15 protein-coding genes and 2 CRISPR repeat arrays are annotated in these 18,665 nt (G+C 37.7%); of the genes, 7 read left to right on the forward strand and 8 right to left on the reverse strand.

Annotation, left to right across the window (positions count from 1 at the left end):
- Positions 1-17: 17 nt before the first annotated feature.
- Positions 18-2,447, reverse strand: coding sequence for a CRISPR-associated helicase Cas3' (cas3, locus tag D9780_RS17200; protein WP_121640971.1), 2,430 nt, complete (start codon positions 2,445-2,447; stop codon positions 18-20).
- A 458-nt stretch (positions 2,448-2,905) separates the two neighbouring features.
- Positions 2,906-4,668: direct repeats of the CRISPR family, unit length 32 nt; unit sequence GTCGCACCTTGTATAGGTGCGTGGATTGAAAT.
- A 134-nt stretch (positions 4,669-4,802) separates the two neighbouring features.
- On the opposite strand from cas3, the gene D9780_RS17205 reads away from it, so the two are divergent.
- Positions 4,803-5,258, forward strand: coding sequence for a hypothetical protein (locus D9780_RS17205; RefSeq protein ID WP_116279809.1), 456 nt, complete (start codon positions 4,803-4,805; stop codon positions 5,256-5,258).
- Here D9780_RS17205 and D9780_RS17210 read toward each other — a convergent pair.
- Complete coding sequence (locus D9780_RS17210) at positions 5,255-5,512, reverse strand: hypothetical protein (RefSeq protein WP_121640972.1); 258 nt, start codon at positions 5,510-5,512, stop codon at positions 5,255-5,257. The genes D9780_RS17205 and D9780_RS17210 overlap by 4 nt on opposite strands.
- Positions 5,513-6,547: 1,035 nt before the next feature.
- Positions 6,548-7,643: a CRISPR direct-repeat array (repeat unit 32 nt; unit sequence GTCGCACCTTGTATAGGTGCGTGGATTGAAAT).
- Positions 7,644-7,916: 273 nt separating this feature from the next.
- Between D9780_RS17210 and D9780_RS17215 the strand changes: the two genes are divergently transcribed.
- Genes D9780_RS17215 through D9780_RS17225 form a run of 3 tightly spaced genes read left to right on the forward strand, consistent with a single transcriptional unit; the run spans position 7,917 to position 10,394 of the window.
- Entirely contained in the window at positions 7,917-8,414 is a 498-nt protein-coding gene (locus D9780_RS17215) for a PH domain-containing protein (protein WP_073008184.1), read from the forward strand.
- Positions 8,414-9,901 (forward strand): PH domain-containing protein, encoded by a 1,488-nt coding sequence (locus D9780_RS17220; RefSeq protein WP_121640973.1) that lies wholly within the window; start codon positions 8,414-8,416, stop codon positions 9,899-9,901. Before D9780_RS17215 ends, D9780_RS17220 begins: the two co-directional genes overlap by 1 nt.
- Positions 9,891-10,394, forward strand: a complete 504-nt coding sequence (locus tag D9780_RS17225) for a hypothetical protein (RefSeq protein ID WP_121640974.1) — start codon at positions 9,891-9,893, stop codon at positions 10,392-10,394. The genes D9780_RS17220 and D9780_RS17225 overlap by 11 nt, the downstream gene beginning before the upstream one ends.
- Before the next feature lie 80 nt (positions 10,395-10,474).
- On the opposite strand, the gene D9780_RS17230 is transcribed toward D9780_RS17225, so the two are convergent.
- The 4 genes from D9780_RS17230 to D9780_RS17245 form a co-directional block, all read right to left on the reverse strand.
- Positions 10,475-11,293 (reverse strand): formate/nitrite transporter family protein, encoded by an 819-nt coding sequence (locus D9780_RS17230; protein ID WP_073008194.1) that lies wholly within the window; start codon positions 11,291-11,293, stop codon positions 10,475-10,477.
- 308 nt (positions 11,294-11,601) lie between these two features.
- Positions 11,602-12,165: an HAD-IA family hydrolase gene (locus D9780_RS17235; RefSeq protein WP_073008196.1), complete on the reverse strand. Its 564-nt coding sequence runs from the start codon at positions 12,163-12,165 to the stop codon at positions 11,602-11,604.
- Positions 12,166-12,229: 64 nt separating this feature from the next.
- A complete protein-coding gene (locus D9780_RS17240; RefSeq protein WP_121640975.1) occupies positions 12,230-13,192 on the reverse strand; it encodes a D-2-hydroxyacid dehydrogenase in 963 nt (320 codons plus the stop codon).
- 215 nt (positions 13,193-13,407) lie between these two features.
- Positions 13,408-13,791, reverse strand: coding sequence for an SLAP domain-containing protein (locus D9780_RS17245; protein WP_121640976.1), 384 nt, complete (start codon positions 13,789-13,791; stop codon positions 13,408-13,410).
- 260 nt (positions 13,792-14,051) lie between these two features.
- On the opposite strand from D9780_RS17245, the gene D9780_RS17250 reads away from it, so the two are divergent.
- Together D9780_RS17250 and D9780_RS17255 are read left to right on the forward strand one after the other, a co-directional pair.
- Entirely contained in the window at positions 14,052-14,678 is a 627-nt protein-coding gene (locus tag D9780_RS17250) for a LysE family translocator (protein WP_073008462.1), read from the forward strand.
- Positions 14,679-14,771: 93 nt separating this feature from the next.
- Complete coding sequence (locus tag D9780_RS17255; RefSeq protein ID WP_121640977.1) at positions 14,772-15,530, forward strand: YqcI/YcgG family protein; 759 nt, start codon at positions 14,772-14,774, stop codon at positions 15,528-15,530.
- 39 nt (positions 15,531-15,569) lie between these two features.
- On the opposite strand, the gene D9780_RS17260 is transcribed toward D9780_RS17255, so the two are convergent.
- Both D9780_RS17260 and D9780_RS17265 read right to left on the reverse strand, forming a co-directional pair.
- Positions 15,570-16,865, reverse strand: a complete 1,296-nt coding sequence (locus D9780_RS17260; RefSeq protein ID WP_121640978.1) for an amino acid permease — start codon at positions 16,863-16,865, stop codon at positions 15,570-15,572.
- Between the two features lie 5 nt (positions 16,866-16,870).
- Positions 16,871-17,812: an arginine deiminase family protein gene (locus D9780_RS17265; RefSeq protein WP_240458720.1), complete on the reverse strand. Its 942-nt coding sequence runs from the start codon at positions 17,810-17,812 to the stop codon at positions 16,871-16,873.
- Positions 17,813-17,958: 146 nt separating this feature from the next.
- Between D9780_RS17265 and D9780_RS17270 the strand changes: the two genes are divergently transcribed.
- Positions 17,959-18,582: a spore coat protein gene (locus tag D9780_RS17270; RefSeq protein ID WP_073008230.1), complete on the forward strand. Its 624-nt coding sequence runs from the start codon at positions 17,959-17,961 to the stop codon at positions 18,580-18,582.
- Positions 18,583-18,665: the final 83 nt, after the last annotated feature.

Below are 18,665 nucleotides of genomic sequence, written 5' to 3' on the forward strand. Positions count from 1 at the left end.
TTTTAATATTTAATCCTTTATATCATATACACCTCATCCGTGCTATCCCCTTCTACATCGAATCCAAATTCATTACTATAGGCACCATCTGCTAATGCATAGATTTTCCCATCAAAGAATGATACCAAGCCATTATTTTTCATGACTAAATCAAGCTCATATTTGTAAAGGTTAATTGTATAATGCTGGGCATATCGCATAATGCGTCCTAAATCTTCCATTGATATATTGCCACTCAATTCTGTTATCAATTCTTTCCCCCCATGCTCATAAGGAACAATAACAGAAGTTGTCACGTTATCGATAACATGGAAATGTTCGGCAGCTGTTCGGTAGCTATTTGTAATAAATAACGGCACCTCAGCACTATACTTACTTCGGTATGCCTGTACATAGCTAAATTCATTTTTTGGAGCAGTTAATAATTCCATCATGTCTTTCTTTAAAGCGGGGATGAAATAATTCAAATCATTAGCAAAAGCTAAGTAAAGCTCTTGAAAATAGCGTTCCATCGCTTGCGGCGAAAGTATATTGCCCCCATGCTCATTTTGGTTTCGCTTCATATCAATTAAAATGCGCCTCGTAATTTGTTTCCCAATTTCAATCTCTTTTAAATGCTTTAGCTGCTCTTCTTGATGATCTATCACGTATACTTCCTGCATATCCTTTTCCCCATGTCGATTACAACGTCCTGCAGCTTGAGCAATCGAATCTAAACCAGCTAAAGATCGGATAACACAATCAAAACTAATATCTACGCCAGCCTCAATTAGCTGGGTGCTAATACAAATAACCGGAATATTATTATCCAAGTCCTGTCTTAATTTGCTTAAAATATCATTTCGATGTGCCGCACACATGGACGTACTTAAATGATAAATCTTGGTGTCATCACCTCTATTTTGTTGCAATTCTTCATAAAGCGTTTTCACAACTTTTTTCGTGTTTAACACAACGAGTACACTTTGCACACGTTCTAACTGTTGATCAATAAATGAGACTAAATCACTCGTTAATACCGCTCTATCGGTTGCTTTGTCTATAATTTCCACTCGTTTAAAAGCGTCAACCACATCCGTTAAATTTTCAACGATTTCCGCATCTGTCTTCATTTCTAGTTTGTTTTGTACAAAATCTAACGCTGGTTGCGTTGCTGTGCAAAGCAAGATACTTGATTTACAATTATTTTTCAAGAAATTAAGCGCTTCATTAAATAACGAAATACATTTGACAGGCACTTTTTGCACTTCATCAAAGACGATAATTGCTTCACTCAAATGATGTAAGCGACGGATATTACGACTGCCTTTTGCGTAAAATACATTTAAAAACTGTACCATCGTTGTAAAAATAATTGGCGCATCCCAATTATCTTTAGCTAGTTTCAACTTCTGTTTTTCTGTCATCGTACCGTCTAGATGCTCATCATTATCATCATCATCTAAGATAACATTAGAATGATGCTCTAAAATGTTTTCTGTATCTTTTAATATACTTCGCACTTCTTCCGCATTTTGTTCAATAATGGTGGTATATGGTACGACATAGATAATTCGCTTTTTATGGTGTAATAAAGCATGCTTTAATGCATATCGCAAACTAGCTAATGTTTTCCCTCCACCCGTAGGAATAGACAGCGTATAAATACCAGACTCTTTTACTGCAGCCGCTTCACATTGCTCTGACATTTTCGAACGCAAGCGATTAATGGGTGTATTTGCATTTGGGTGGTTTTGAAATGCCATTATTTTTTCATGTAATCGTTCGTAATACGTTTCAAACAATGCCTTATGATCAGGATTCAATGGTGTTTCATCTTCTTCAAATAACCTCGTATTCGTACGATCTGCATCAATAAGCGCACTAAATACAAACTTCGTAACAAACATTAACTGCTTTTCAGTGTCTTCCTTAGGAACGTTTTGAATGAACGGAAGTAATTCTTGGGTAGCTTTTTCTATGTATTGGTCAAGTTCGTTCTTCTTCATAACATTTACGAAAAAGTTCTCTTTCATTTGATCAAACTCATGCAAAGGCTTATCACGAACACGAGTTAAATATTTTGACTCTAGTTCAGGGGTTAAAAAATCATGTAGATAAGAGTGATGGGATATAATAGCATTACCGACAACCTCAGCCACTAGCGCCTTACTAGGTGTCATATCTTTTGTGTGTAATAATGTATATAGTAGTTTTGCACCAGCCGTGGAATGGTCAACACTGCCTCGTTTAGGGGCATCTTCCGAATGATATACAGCAGCATGAATATAATGAAGAAATTCCTGGCTATACTTGCCAAAGTCATGAAGCAACCCTGCAAGCCCACACAAATGTTTCATCCCTATCGGCTCACCATACTTTTCTGCCAATGCTTGGACTTCTAACAAGTGATCCTTTACAGTTTGAACTTCGTTGTCACTTTGTCGAATATGCGCAATAAAACTCATGTAATCACAGCCTATCGTTTATTTTATTAGGGTGGATAGGAAAATAATGCCATGTTGTTCTTAGGTAAATTGTACCACAAACCTCCTCTATTGACTACGGATGAATAAGTATATATTTTTATTTTTTTGCTACATTAGAGAAGCTTGACTTGTCGTTAAGTCTTATGGAGAAAGCATTGGTCTCCTTATACTATAAAACTAAAAATTTCATACATAGTAAAACGATAAAATTATTGAAATCTAGCCACAATATACTACAATAATTAATAGAAGGGCTTTTATACTTTTAGTGCGAACCCCAAGTGCACATGAAATCCCCGGGGGATTCGCACCAATCAAATGGGGAAATATGGATTTTATATAACAAAAAATTGCAATACAAGCCTTTACTTACTTGATTTATACTTATAAAAACCCAATTAATTCCATAAAATTGAATTTTATAGGAAGAAATCGCAGTCGCACCTTGTATAGGTGCGTGGATTGAAATTGTTCTCGTCCTTGCCCATCGGGGTGAATTGTTAAGTCGCACCTTGTATAGGTGCGTGGATTGAAATGATGGTTTGTTTAAAGCTATTGCAAAAAATGAGCTGTCGCACCTTGTATAGGTGCGTGGATTGAAATACCTAGAACGTATAGAAACACCACAACTAATTCCGCGTCGCACCTTGTATAGGTGCGTGGATTGAAATAACCTTCACTGCAAGTTTTTTCCCACAACAAACCGTCGCACCTTGTATAGGTGCGTGGATTGAAATAACAACCCGGAAGTAATGTTTCTACTAAAAGATCGTCGCACCTTGTATAGGTGCGTGGATTGAAATTTTTAGTTTTTCTAATCCCATATTAACGATTTTAGCGTCGCACCTTGTATAGGTGCGTGGATTGAAATACTTGGAAGCTCGTAATGAACCATTAGAAAGGTTGTCGCACCTTGTATAGGTGCGTGGATTGAAATCCGTTGCAAGACTTTCAAAAGTTTTTGATTGCATTGTCGCACCTTGTATAGGTGCGTGGATTGAAATTGTAACTGTTAATGTACTAGGATTAGCTGATTCTATGTCGCACCTTGTATAGGTGCGTGGATTGAAATTAGCAACTTTTTGACAAAGTCTAGTTGTTTATCGCGTCGCACCTTGTATAGGTGCGTGGATTGAAATTAGCAACTTTTTGACAAAGTCTAGTTGTTTATCGCGTCGCACCTTGTATAGGTGCGTGGATTGAAATTAGAACAACGTGGTTTTCAGCATGTAGGAAAGTGGTCGCACCTTGTATAGGTGCGTGGATTGAAATCTTGCGTTTCGCCGGTATCTGTTGCGTATTCGGGTCGCACCTTGTATAGGTGCGTGGATTGAAATTGTTGCTTTAACTAATATATTTAAATATGATACTGTCGCACCTTGTATAGGTGCGTGGATTGAAATCTTTTGTTACAGTTACCCCACTTTTTCTTTTGTGTCGCACCTTGTATAGGTGCGTGGATTGAAATTTTGCCGATTTTTCGATGCTGTCGTATCCCTTTAGTCGCACCTTGTATAGGTGCGTGGATTGAAATCATTTTACCCACGCTAACTCTACGTCGCAGCATTGTCGCACCTTGTATAGGTGCGTGGATTGAAATAATGGATTAGATTACTGTCCACAATGTAATCACGGGTCGCACCTTGTATAGGTGCGTGGATTGAAATCTCATGGTTGAAAATCACCTTTGCAGGCACAGCTTGTCGCACCTTGTATAGGTGCGTGGATTGAAATAACGAAATTGACTTAGATGTTGCGCTAGTGTATGGTCGCACCTTGTATAGGTGCGTGGATTGAAATATGATTACCCGGAAAATGTAACAATTAGTGGCAAGTCGCACCTTGTATAGGTGCGTGGATTGAAATCAATGCTTGACTGCATTGTGTACATCTATCCAAGTCGCACCTTGTATAGGTGCGTGGATTGAAATCATGAGTAATAATATCTGATTTTGACGGTTCTTCCTGGTCGCACCTTGTATAGGTGCGTGGATTGAAATTTCTACATATTTATTTAATTCTTTTTCTGTACCTTGTCGCACCTTGTATAGGTGCGTGGATTGAAATATGAAAAGGAACTTAGGTAAGGATTTTACCGATTTGTCGCACCTTGTATAGGTGCGTGGATTGAAATCGCGGCTCGCTTGTATAACCTCTGCATGTACCCTGTCGCACCTTGTATAGGCTGCATTCATACATCACATGTTGTATTATAAAGATATCATTTATTAAACAATTGTTGTCTAAAATGTTGGTGTAAGAATGGAAATCTATGATGTCGATCAAGCTTTTGCATTACTGAAGTAATACAAGATTACAATTAACAAAGAAAGTGTGCGCAAATGGCTCCGTACCGGTGTCATCAAAGGAATACCGCCAAAATCACGCAAAGAAGGCTGGCGAATTACAGAAGAGGATTTACAAGCGTTTATCAAAAAGCGTTTGCCAGAAGAAATACTGTTTTCTAACAAAACATATGTTACAAACGAAAAACTAAAAGAAACTTTAATAGAACAACAAGCACGGGAATTAATGTGGTGGGAACTTGTTCGACAAAATATTTTTGAAGGATTTATTGATATCAAGAAAACAAGAATGTATGAATGCGTAGAACATGCAGATCACTCGAAAAAGTTTGCCCATGAAGTATGGGATGAAGTAAAGGAACATAAAAGAGGAGCGTCTAAACCTCGTATACCGTATTTACTAGATGCCTTTCTTTATGATGGAGAACGCGTTTTGATGGAAAAAACTATGAAATACGCGAAGAAAAAATTCTTTTTGCGTTAATTGAACATATACAACAAAAATGCGTTAACATTTAAAACAACATATATTGTATATCCGTGTTTTTTTATAATAGATATGTAAGTCGCCCCTTCAGATACTCCACCTAAAAAAGCCTTACCAAATCGTCCCAACATAAATTTTACCCCCTTTTCTTTTTCAGATTTAATTGAAAAATTATTCTCCAACTTCCTATCCAGCCCAGCTAGCCACACCTGGTCAATTGCTTTAGGAGCTCCTCTTGCAAGTTTACCCATATTTATAATCATTCCTTTCGCTTTGCACAAGGCACAACAACCCATGAAAATGGAGCGTTATGCCTTTCATCTTTCGTTTTAAAGTAGTAATCTATTTTTGAAGGAGCCTATATACACTACAAATCACGGGGAGGTAAGTGCATGTTATCACTACAAGACCTTAGCATTTTTATATGTGTAGCTTGGCTTTTCAAGAACAACTAACTGTGACATAGAGCACGTAAACTTATCTTTGCATGATTTTAAAACTTACCCCCCTCTTGACAATTTTGATAATATTTACATATATGGTTAATATTAACTAATAGAGTAGTGATTGAGTTCACATAATTAGTCAAATTTAATTTTTTAAATGAAAGGGGGTGAAAAAATGGTTAACACGAAAGAAGATGAAAAGAAAGATTTCATGGATACAACTTGGTTTTTAGTAATAGTTGTTGCTGTAGGTGGAGTTCTATCAAAAGTTTTCTAGTAGAAAACCTCTCCTCCAAGAAAGGAGGGGGGATGACTTCTAACAAGTGGTCCTTTACAGTTGAACTTCGTTGTCACTTTGTCGAATATGTGCAATATAACTCATGTAATCACAGCCTATCGTTTATTTTATTAGGGTAGATAGGAAAATAATGCCATGTTGTTCTTGGGTAAATTGTACCACAAACCTCCTCTATTGACTACGGATGAATAAGTATATATTTTTATTTTTTTGCTACATTAGAGAAGCTTGACTTGTCGTTAAGTTTTATGGAGAAAGCATTGGTCTCCTTATACTATAAAACTAAAAATTTCATACATAGTAAAACGATAAAATTATTGAAATCTAGCCACAATATACTACAATAATTAATAGAAGGGCTTTTATACTTTTAGTGCGAACCCCAAGTGCACATGAAATCCCCGGGGGATTCGCACCAATCAAATGGGGAAATATGGATTTTATATAACAAAAAATTGCAATACAAACCTTTACTTACTTGATTTACACTTATAAAAACCCAATTAAATCCATAAAATTGAATTTTATAGGAAGAAATCGCTGTCGCACCTTGTATAGGTGCGTGGATTGAAATCACTAATTCCAAATCAAGTGGCACACCAGCCTCGTCGCACCTTGTATAGGTGCGTGGATTGAAATATTATGCCACTACGTATTAGCGTTGTGCCGTCAAGCGTCGCACCTTGTATAGGTGCGTGGATTGAAATGACAAGGTATTCGTTAACTCTCGCCCACCGAACCGATGTCGCACCTTGTATAGGTGCGTGGATTGAAATCAGGACTTTTATCCATCGACATTAGTGATATTTCAGTCGCACCTTGTATAGGTGCGTGGATTGAAATAAAGCCGATAAGGATTACGCACTCGTAACGTATGCGTCGCACCTTGTATAGGTGCGTGGATTGAAATCGACAACCTTAGCCGTAAATGCGATAGCTGCGCCGTCGCACCTTGTATAGGTGCGTGGATTGAAATTATAGAGTCTGATGTATCTGGTTACAATTTATATGTCGCACCTTGTATAGGTGCGTGGATTGAAATCGTACCGTTTTTGGTTGGTTAGGTTTTGCCCCATCGTCGCACCTTGTATAGGTGCGTGGATTGAAATAAGATTAAGAGATTACGAAAGAAAATCGAACAAGAAAGTCGCACCTTGTATAGGTGCGTGGATTGAAATGTCTGTTTCGTCTGTCTTGCACCACAATTCTTTAGTCGCACCTTGTATAGGTGCGTGGATTGAAATACTTGTGCCTTCTGCAAGCATTTCCGAGTATTTCAAGTCGCACCTTGTATAGGTGCGTGGATTGAAATCACAAACACAGAAGTTTTAGAAATTGAGCAACCTTGTATAGGTGCGTGGATTGAAATGTGTGGTCCCATTTCGTGATTTCATCGGGCCACGGTCGCACCTTGTATAGGTGCGTGGATTGAAATTAAAATCGCTTTTACATCATCACCTTGACTAAATGTCGCACCTTGTTTAGGTGCGTGGATTGAAATCTCTTTTATCATCACTTGCTAAATTTAAGTGTGACAAAGTCGCACCTTGTTTAGGTGCGTGGATTGAAATTAAACTCCATTTGCAGTTTGAACATCATCTGATCAGTCGCACCTTGTATAGGTGCGTGAAATGAAATAAATCAAGCCACTTTCCAAAATACAGCCAAGCCGAACAATATAAATGTTCGGCTTGGTTAGTTCTATCAGCAATTAAAAGCGGTTAAGCCTCACCTGCTGCCACATTTAAATTCCATTAAAAACCTTTTCAGGTATAATTTCATAAAAACATATTGAAACCCACACCCTATCTAAATCGTAATAAACATAAATAGAAAAGAAGATATTTCTACTGCATTTATAATCTTATTTAGAAAACTATCTTATAAAAGACTGCAAAGGAAGGGTTTATTTTGTACAAAAACATAGAAGAACCGAAACGAAAAATTTCACCATACGCTATTAATGTATGGCGGATTACAAACACAATCGGACATACTATATTTCTCCTTATTTTAGTCGTTTTACTTATCATGGACTCCCACTTTGCTTGGTATAGCTGGATTAGTTATGTATTATGGGGCTTATTAGGTTTTACGATTATCTCTGCTGTTTGGAGTATAGTTTTTGAACCGACATTACTACAAAAATATTGGCGGTATGGTTTGAATAAGGAATTTGTCCAATTAAAGCACGGAAGATGGAATTTGGCACACCAAGTTATCCCTATGACAAAAATTCAATATGTTAGTCTACAACAAGGACCCATTTTACGAAAATACGGACTATCAAGTATCTCCATTGGTACCATGGCTTCCACTCATGAAATACCTGCTATACAAGAGGACGAAGCAAAGGCTATTCGAAATGAAATTGCTGAACTCGCCAAAGTGAAGGAAGTGGAGAACTAATGGATCAAAAAAAGCGCATGCACCCCATGATGATGCCTGTATCATTTTTTGCATCATTAAAGGATATCTTTTTCGTATTTATTATTTTATTTGTAATTAACTACTCCTCGGAAGCAACGTGGGTAGAAATTGGTAGAATCTTATTTTTTGTCTACCTAATTTATAAATTTGTTTCCGTTATTATAACGTGGTGGCGTACTACATATACCATCAACGAAAGTTTCATTGAAATCGAGCAAGGCCTTTTCACACGTAAACATCATCAAATTCCGTATGATCGAATTCAAAATGTCCAAACAAATACCCCGTTTTATTTACGACCATTTCATGTAACAACGCTGACGTTAGAAACGGGGGCGGAAGATGAGGATTCATCCTTCACTTTTACAGCCATTACGAAGGACGAAGCTAAACAAATTGAATATGTTTTAGACCATTACACAAAACAGAAAAATTCAGATGCGATAGACACAAATATAACACAAACAGACGAAGCCCAAACCATGACAAGAGAAGAAAAAATTGTCCACTTTAATCCAACAAAAAAAGACATTTTAAAAGCTTCTGTCTTATCATTTAGCTATTTATTGCTTATCCCTGTATTAGCATCATTGTTTAGTAATATTGACGAAGTATATGATCTATCTGCAACGGGAAATAAGATTATTCAATTTGTAAAGGACTCCTGGTTTTGGATTGGTACTCTAATCACCCTATTTATTATCGTTGCAATTGGTTTTGGAATAATTCGTACTTACTTAAAATATGGTCGTTATGAAATCTCATCTGATCATGAGCGGGTTTATATTCGTAAAGGTGTATTAAACGAGCAACACTTTTCCATTCGAAAGCAAAATGTGCAAGCCGTTCATATTGAACAATCATTGTTAAAACGCATGCTTAAAATAGCTGAAGTAAAGCTAATTAGTGCCGGTGGGGTTGACCTTTCAGGGGAAGAAGTAAATTCCCTTTATCCATTTTTACCAATTCATCGCGCATATACGATCATTGAAGAAATACTACCTGAATTCCAAGTAAAAACAAATATGGAATCACTCCCGAAGAAATCGTTAGTAGCAAGAATGTGTCAAATACCTGTACTTTGGATCATTGGCACCATTATTATTGTTATTTTCTTTCCAAAATGGTGGCCTATATCAATCATTTTGTTCCTATTCACGATCATGTCACGCTTACTAGATTATTATTTCACTCGCTTTTTAATTCATGGAGAAACACTGCAAGTCCGTACAGGAGGAATCTTCATGACAACAAGCATTACAACCCGAGAGAAAATCATTGAATTGAAGCTCGAACAAAATTTTATTCAAAAACGTTTTGACCTAGCAAATATAGAAACAGCAAATCGAAGTAAACCTGTTCATACCACTCCCTTATATAACATTCCTATGCATATGACACAACGTGCATTTATCTGGTATACAGGTCGAAACCCAAGAATAGAAGGAGGATTGGATGGAGAATAAAATTTATATTGAAGATAATTTTTTTTCGTCTGGAAAAACGAGCATTAAAAACAGTCGTAACGAAAGGATTGGCGATCTAGATTTAAAAACCGCTTTTTCAACTAGTATTACGGTGTATGATATCCACAACCGAGAGCTTGCAGCAGGGAAGTTTAAACATTTCTTTTCGAGTAACTGGTTAGTAAGTAGCTCTGGAGAAATACAAGGAACATTAAAAGCAAACTGGTTTTCATTTGCAAAAAAGTATACGTATACGACACATAATAGGGGACATCAATACACCATTACTTCCCCTGTTCTGTCGAAATCATTTACGATTATGGATGAAAGATATCAAGATGTGGCAACCTTCACACGTGTTAACAGTTTTTTCTCTTCTCCCGCTTATGAACTGACCAACTTAACGGATCAATTATCAACAGAAGAATTCATTGTCGTCGTCATGGGTATTAATGCAATGGAGAAAAATCGAACGGCGGCTACTAGTAGTTAGCAACCATAGACAATAACCAAACCTGCATGAAAGATACCATGCAGGTTATATTCCTTTTGCTATATACGAAGCTAATACCTTTATCCGAGCTTCTTTTCCTGTGCTATCTCTACGGTTTGTTTATACTGCTTACTAGGCGATGCTAAATAAGCGTAGATGCCTCCTAAAAAGAAACCACCTCCGACAATATTACCAATCGTAACAGGAATTAGATTATAAATCGCTCCTAATAAGGTAATAGATTCTGGGTGAGGTGCTGTTAACGCTAATGAAAAAGTAACCATATTGGCAACACTATGCTCAAATCCTGACGCAACAAAACCGAACACTAACAACAGCATAACAAATATTTTAGCGCCATCGCCTTTAATATGCATAGGAATCCATACAGCTAAACAGACAATCAAATTACATAATATGCCTCGAAAAAATAGTTCCCATATGCCTAAATCCATTTTAGCGGCAGCTGTTTTCATTAAATAATGACTACTTTCTGTGGAAGCATACAATCCTGTTCCAACAATTAACAAGGCAAACAATACTCCGCCAATCAAATTTCCACTATAACAGGCAAGCCAATTTTGCACCGTATCCTTGACTGTCGTTTGCTTCCTCAACGTACTCATCGTAAAGTACATCGTGTTACCAGTAAATAATTCGGCACCACCATAAATAATTAACACGAGGGCAACACCAAAAAAGATCGATGCCATAATCGTTGCAGTCGGAGATTGAATATCAAAATATCCTTCTGCTAGCTTAAACGATAATATTAATCCTATACCCACATAAATTCCTGACAAACCCGCTCGCAGCATATATCTTATGAATGATGTATTTAATAATTCCTTCTTTTTTATAGCAAGATTCACCGCTTGCTCGATTGGCTGTCGCTCCATATAAAGTCACTCCTTTTACACGTATATAAACATTAAGTGAATAATTTCACATTAATATTGTCGGAAACACAATGTTTGTTTAACCCTAATGTTCACCATGAAGCTATTTGTTTAAACAAACATAATTAGATATTACCGTAAAATTCACGTAAAGAAAAGATGTTTCACATAATTGCAATAAAAAAGAGGGTGAACAGCATGGCTTCGAAAAGCAAATGACCTCTCTCCCTTTTACATTGCCACCTAAAAGAAGCATACGACGAAGTCTCTATAACAACTTATACTTATACGCTAAAACGTTAAATAATCTACTTCCCTATCGTGTAAAAAAAATCATGATAGTAAGAAAGATGAAAATCTGCTTCTGCATGCTCATTTTGAAAACTGCACGTCTTAATCCCTAGTTCTTTTGCAGGTAACAAATCAAGTTCTCTGTCTCCTATCGCCATATCAATACGGTGCTTATGATGTAAATAAGCATAGGAAGCGCTATCCGGCTTACGTGGAAATCCATCATCACTTGTAACGATATCATTAAAATAAGAAGTCAAACCATGGTAGTCCAAGATGCGTTTCACGTTTTTATAATCCTTATGTGTCATAATGACATTGATATCTGCTGCCTGTAATACGCGCTCCAAACCGTCAAAAGGTTTCACTTCCTCTGGTTGAATTTGATTAATAAGACGGCGCACCTCTAATTCCTGCTCTTTCGTCATATGAAAATGTGCAACGGCATGAGAAAAAGATCTTTTCAGTTCCCCATATATTTCCTCCTCTGTTACTCCTTTTCCTAAAACTTGCTGAAAACATTTCGTATACATCGGGTACGTATTTATCAGTGTCCCGTCAAAGTCCCATAATAAGTGCATCTATTTCCCCTCATTTCTTCCTATAATGAAGCTATCTCCTATAAAGAAGATAGCTACCAATATTTTAATAGCCTTTATCAAAATGAACGGCATTTACTTTAGGTGTTTTTCCTTGAAGATATTGCTGTAAGTTAGGGAGAAAAATATCGTCTATAACTCGTTCATCATAATACTCCGTTGATCCAGAAGTATGAGGAGTTATAATCACATTTTCCATTTCCCAAAGTGGGCTATCTTCTGGCAAAGGCTCTTTAGCAAAAACATCTAAACCAGCTCCAGCTATTTCATTTGCTTGCAATGCTTTAATCAAATCCTCCTCCTGCACAATAGCACCACGCCCAATATTTATCAGTAGAGCTGAATCTTTCATCTGTTCAAACTGTTTTTTTGCAAACATATGTCTCGTTTCTTCTGTTAATGGCAGTGTAATAACAATAATATCGCTCTCTGCAAGTACGTGATCTAGTTGTTCAGGCTTGTACATATTATCCACATACGCAGTAGGCCTTCCAGAATGACGCACTCCCAGCACTTTCATGCCAAATGCTTTAGCAATTTTAGCTGTTTCCTGACCAATTGCTCCAACACCGATAATACCGATCGTCTTGTGGTGTATTTCCTGATTCAAACGCGCATGATACCAAACTTTATCTTGTTGCTGCTTCACATACGTATGAATCTTTCGAGTAAGTCCCAATATAAGCGCAAAAATGGTTTCCGAAATTGGATAAGCATGCACACCATTCGCACTCGTAACGTGAACCCCTCTTTGCTCAAGCTCTGATAATGGCAGGTTATCAATCCCCGCACTCCATGTTTGCACCCACTGCAAATTCTTGTTTTCTTCAAATACAATGGATTCCATATCTTTTTTCCAATGCAACATAATTTCAGCTTCTTTTATATCGTCCTGCACATCATCCAACGCTTTATTTGCCACAATTTTCCAATCTGGCAATGCCTGCTGAATGCTTTGCACATGTGCTTCTTTTATATCTACATTCATTACTAATGTCCGCTTAGTCATCCCATCCTCCCTTTCTAAATACACGACGGTTATTGCTTGTATAGAAGAATTTAGCTTGTCGCCAAAGGCTTTATGGAAAAAGCTCGTCCAATTTATTTATGACCATTTCCTATACTTTTAGTCCTGGCGTTTCAATGCTTTCCTACAGTGGAAAAAACCTTGTCCTAGGATCTTGTTCCGGATTAACTTTCACCCTCCTCTTGAAAGAGAGGACTTTATCGTTCAGAAAACATCTGTAATGCCCCTTTTTTAAAATTCGGTTCCTGTTGTACGGAGCTTTCAGAAAAAATCAATGTCCACGGCATGCTACACTTGGCAGGAACGATTAATCGCTTATCAGAAAAAACTTCCGTGGCAATAAGCTTATTTGCTTCGTAATACGACATTTGCTCCCCACAAAGAACCCAGTCCGTTTCCAAACCATTTTGAATGAGCACCGTTACAAGCAAATCGTTACGATGATTACGCGCTTGGCTTAATATAAAAAACGATTGCGATTCTTTCATTTCCTTTACTTGTTCAAAAATTTTTTCTATTTCTTCCCGATCTCTAGCATCGATTGTCTTTTCCCATGCAGCCTCAAAAAGTAAACGTTGCATCTTTTCACCTCATCTATGCTTAGTATACCATCTGTCATCTTTCTTGTGTGCATATTCATCTGTATCTCTACTACTCCTAAATAAAAAACTTTTCAGAAAAGATTAGCTTATTTTGTAACGATTGAGATTTTTATACATTTCTGTCGTGTAAAAATAAAATAGTGGTACAAGCTATATACTATGAATACAATAGTATGGAAATATACATAGCTGTTTTCTCCATGATGCGCCATCCAATCATTTTAAAAGAAGGTGAACGAATGAATTTCTTTAGCTATATCTTATTAGGAATTTCTCTCTCTGCCCCCGTTGGACCGATAAACGCGGCACAATTAAATAAAGGGATGAATCACGGTTTTATCCATGCTTGGTTAGTTGGGCTCGGTGGAATGATTGGCGATCTGGTTTTTATGTTGCTCATTTACTTTGGCGTGGCGCAATTTTTAACGACGCCACTTATGAAAACTTTCCTCTGGCTATTTGGTTTTTTCATTCTTGTTTATACCGGAATAGAAAGTATCGTCAGCGCAAAAAAATCATTACACATTCATCGTTCTTCTCGACAAACATCAAAATTCAAATCATTTCGCGCAGGTTTTCTACTTGCTATTTCAAATCCGTTAAACATTATTTTCTGGCTAGGTATTTACGGCGCTGTATTGGCAAAAACAAGTGATTTATATAGTAATTTCCAGCTAATTATATATAGTAGTGGTATTTTTCTTGGTATTCTTATTTGGGATTTGGTGATGGCGAGTGTAGCTACTTCTTTTCGCAAATTTTTTCATGCAAAAGTGCAGTATATCATTACCGTTGGAGCTGGGATCATGCTTATCGGCTTTGGCGTCTATTTCGGATACGAGGCTTTCCTGCTGTTAACAAAGTGAAATTTTACTTAACTCCTCACTTCATCATGCGTATAGGCAAGCACCTAAGATGCCCTTTTTTCATAAGTTACCACTAGAAAGGGGAAGTGAAAAATGGGTGCATTATATGAGAAACACTCACTTCATGAGGAAATAACCAATTTGCCACAATGGAAACAGCAAGCCTATCAGACCTTCACTAGTATGCTTATAGATACGAATACGTACCCTTGCGTTCCTGCAAGACAAGGTTTTTTAGACAATCAGCTTCGTTTCTGCTTCGTATCCGATCCACGTGAAACGAAAGCTTCAGAAGAGCTAGCAACTGCATTAAAAACATATGGCAATCATGCTAGAAGCTTTGGCAATTACACATCATTGGCCGTGTTCTTTGAGACACCAGAGGATATGATTCGCAATTATTCCGTAGAAGATTATCGCAATTTGTTTTGGAATGCTTTGAATCAAGTTACTGCTTATGATGAACAACCGTGGCCAGAAGCAATTCCACAAGAACCTGAACACCATGAGTGGGAGTTTTGTTTTGCAGGTGAGCCTTACTTTGCTTTTTGTGCTACTCCTGCACATCGAAAAAGGAAAAGCCGCTATTTTCCTTATTTTATGATAGCATTTCAGCCACGCTGGGTATTCGAAGACCTGAATGGAAACACCACATTTGGGCGCAAAATGAAAAATATTATTCGCAAGCGGCTATTGCAGTATGATGGGGTACCTGGCCACCCCGATTTAAAATGGTATGGCGAAGAGGATAATCATGAATGGAAACAATACTTCTTAAGTGACGATGATGAGAGTCCTAGCAAGTGTCCGTTTATGCGTATGAAAGAAAAAATGAGCTCGTTCTTACAATAGAAGAAGGTAAAGAGAACACATGGATAGGAAGCTCGTCGCCTATCCATGTTGTCTTGTGGAACGAGACAAGAAAGTAGCTAAAGCAATGAAACAAATAAAAATAAAACTGACGAAAAAGCCAATTCTACTCGTTTTCTCCACCCATGTACCAGATACAGCTATGGCAATAAGTAGCATTCCGATGAGCGGCTTTATTTTTTGCCACCCTGTTTGTTGCTTTTGTTTTAAGAACGTAGCTAATATAAACATCCAATTGTAGAGTAGCATTAACCCAGCAGCAGTCGTCACATATTCAAATAAGCGCTCTGGTAACACAAGCGCAATAATAACGGATACCGCCAACCCACCTGTCGTGCATAAAAATGCTGGCCAAGGCACATTCCATTTCCCATGATGCTGAAAAATAGAAGGAGCATGGTGGTCTTCTGCTAACGAAACTAAAATCGTGAGGACTGCAAATAGTGCTGCAACCATCGTAGAAAAGCCTGCAATAATGAAGACCCCGGTAAAAATATCTGTGACATAAGGAATGGAGAACGGGTTAAGCGCTGTAATAAACGGACTTTCATCAGCATGGATCGTTTGCCATGATATAAGAACGAGAATGAGACTAATAGATATAATATAAATAGCAGTAAGGACAATCATCATTACCCTTCCAGCTTTAGGAGCCTCTTTCGTGTTTTTTAAATCAATAACTAGTAACCCCATTACCTCCACACCACCGAACGCATAAAAAGCATAAATCAATGCATGCCAAACACCGATTGGTCCTTCTGAAAATAGGTTTGTTTTGTTGAAGGAAGGTGATAAACTTTCTCCTCCTGCAAAGTTCACTAATAGAAATACCGCTACGAAAATAAACATAAGGATGGCAGCTGTTTTCATTACGCCAAATAAGCCTTCTATTTTTTCAAACCCTTTCATACCAGTTAAAATGACCAGTAACCCTAGCGCGCCATATATGGCACAAAGCAGCCATAAAGAAACATTTGGAAACCAGAATTGCGTAAATATCCCTAAGGCGATAAGTTGGCTACCCATAATTAGAATTTCTGAAAAAGCATACACCCATCCATTGCTAAAACCTGCCCAACTGCCAAATGCTTTTTGAGAATAGTAGCGAAATGACCCTTTATTTGGGTCATCCACTGACATACTCGCCAAAGAATCGTAGACGATAAACGTTCCTGCTGCCGCTAAAACAAATGCCACTATAACCAGAGGACCACTGTTTTTAATCGCCATACTACTTCCAAGGAAAAAGCCTGTTCCAATGGTACATCCCACACCTAATAAAGACAGCTGCCACCAGTTCATTTGCCCTTTTTTCATGTTGCCTATTTACGAACCAGAGGCAACGTCATACAACGGATACCTCCGCCAGCTTTTTCTAATTCGGAAACGTCTATTTCTATAAAGCGTTTGTTCTTTAATTTGGGATGGGATTTTAACATTTGCTTATGTGCTTGTTTACTAATTAATAATGTATCTGGGTTTATATTAAGAAAGTTAATATCAGGTATTGTCTCATATTTGTCCAACCAATATATGTCAAACCCATGACGATGCAAAAACTTCTCTGTCATGTCATAGCCCTTTATTCCTTCTTTATTGACAACTTGCACTGGCAAATAATACATATAGCTTTTAGCAATGACGACATCCTCTGCGGCCACATTACAATTCATATCTAAATGAAGCGTGTCTGCCCGCCTTGGCAAACTAATCAGTCCAATTTCTGTAAATCCTGCTTGAAAAATATGTCCCATCATTTGTTCCACACTCTCCAAGCTTGTACGCATACCAATATTAATAAAAACAGCATTTGCATTTAGAATGAGGACATCTCCATATTCTAATGCCTTTACACCTTCCGTGACGTCTTTAGTAAAAGTTTCTGGAAACCAGTTTTCCAAAAGTTTATGAACGTGATCATATTCTGCTCGCCGCATAAACGTCCCTGCGATGCCCGGGAGTATCGTGTTGCCAAATACACAAGCCAAATCACGTACAAAAAAACGGTTAATTAATTGTTCATTTAATTGTCTCGTGACCAGATCCAAGTACAAAGCATAATCAATCACTTGAACACCTTCCTGTTTCAAAACAGATATAAGTGAATGATGATTTTCCATTGCTACATCCTGTTGAACTGGAGCATTCCATTGTACATTCTCTGCCACTTGTAGACTTGGAATACTTTGTACGGAGGGAGAACAAACGAGCACTGTTTGTAATGCACCATGCTCTGACCAGCAGTTTGGTTGCTCTAATCGCACTATGAATACCACCCTTTTTGCGTTATGGTTATATGTTTGCCAATAAAATAAAAGGTTATGTGTACGATAAAAAAAATTTAAATACATGAAATTAAATAAACAGGAAAATCTATGAAGGAAAATACACCATCAAGGAGGAATTCATTATGCACAACATGAATCAGCAAGGTAACCAGCAACAACCTGGATCGATGCCAAATCAGCAAAACACCAATCATGGAGGTCATGAATTATTTGATGCACATGAAATCATTGCGGGGATAATTAGTATGCTTGACCAATACCAAATGTATGATCAGCATATACAAGACCCCGAGTTAAAGGATATTTTACAACGACAAACCGCTTTCGTCACGCAAGCTTACAACACAATTGTGCAAACATTTCAAACCGGACAAGACCCAGCTGTGCCAACACAACAATATGAGATGCAGCAAGATAACAATGTCGTTTATGGCATAACCCCGGGTCAGCCCAAAAAACCAAACGCATCCATTAACGACTTATCTGATCAAGGGCTGTCTGCTTACATGCTCGGAAACACAAAATCTTTAAGTTCACTACTAGCGATGACAGCTACGGAAATGACAAACCCTGTACTGCGTCGCGTCATTGCAGATACCGTTCCAAACTTTATCGAAATGAGCTATGAAATCTTTCTATATCAAAACAAACATGGCTACTATCAAGTCCCACAGCTAGCACCACAAGACATGCAACATATGTTAAACAGCTATACAATCGTGCAGCAAGGTAATCAATTACATTAGATGGCGGACGGAAACCGGCATGAGCGCTTTTCCCGCGAGGTTGAGCGAATACGCGCGGGAGCGGGCGAATTGACGACTTGCTT

Origin of the sequence: Virgibacillus sp. Bac330 (assembly GCF_003667845.1) — a bacterium.
In the GTDB taxonomy this organism is placed as follows: domain Bacteria; phylum Bacillota; class Bacilli; order Bacillales; family Amphibacillaceae; genus Virgibacillus; species Virgibacillus chiguensis.

Coding starts and splice junctions, on each gene's coding strand:
- cas3 (WP_121640971.1), bottom strand. CDS start 2,447: ATGAGTTTTATTGCGCATATTCGACAAAGTGACAACGAAGTTCAAACT.
- D9780_RS17210 (WP_121640972.1), bottom strand. CDS start 5,512: ATGGGTAAACTTGCAAGAGGAGCTCCTAAAGCAATTGACCAGGTGTGG.
- D9780_RS17220 (WP_121640973.1), top strand. CDS start 8,414: ATGGATCAAAAAAAGCGCATGCACCCCATGATGATGCCTGTATCATTT.
- D9780_RS17225 (WP_121640974.1), top strand. CDS start 9,891: ATGGAGAATAAAATTTATATTGAAGATAATTTTTTTTCGTCTGGAAAA.
- D9780_RS17230 (WP_073008194.1), bottom strand. CDS start 11,293: ATGGAGCGACAGCCAATCGAGCAAGCGGTGAATCTTGCTATAAAAAAG.
- D9780_RS17235 (WP_073008196.1), bottom strand. CDS start 12,165: ATGCACTTATTATGGGACTTTGACGGGACACTGATAAATACGTACCCG.
- D9780_RS17240 (WP_121640975.1), bottom strand. CDS start 13,192: ATGACTAAGCGGACATTAGTAATGAATGTAGATATAAAAGAAGCACAT.
- D9780_RS17245 (WP_121640976.1), bottom strand. CDS start 13,791: ATGCAACGTTTACTTTTTGAGGCTGCATGGGAAAAGACAATCGATGCT.
- D9780_RS17250 (WP_073008462.1), top strand. CDS start 14,052: ATGAATTTCTTTAGCTATATCTTATTAGGAATTTCTCTCTCTGCCCCC.
- D9780_RS17255 (WP_121640977.1), top strand. CDS start 14,772: ATGGGTGCATTATATGAGAAACACTCACTTCATGAGGAAATAACCAAT.
- D9780_RS17260 (WP_121640978.1), bottom strand. CDS start 16,865: ATGAAAAAAGGGCAAATGAACTGGTGGCAGCTGTCTTTATTAGGTGTG.
- D9780_RS17270 (WP_073008230.1), top strand. CDS start 17,959: ATGCACAACATGAATCAGCAAGGTAACCAGCAACAACCTGGATCGATG.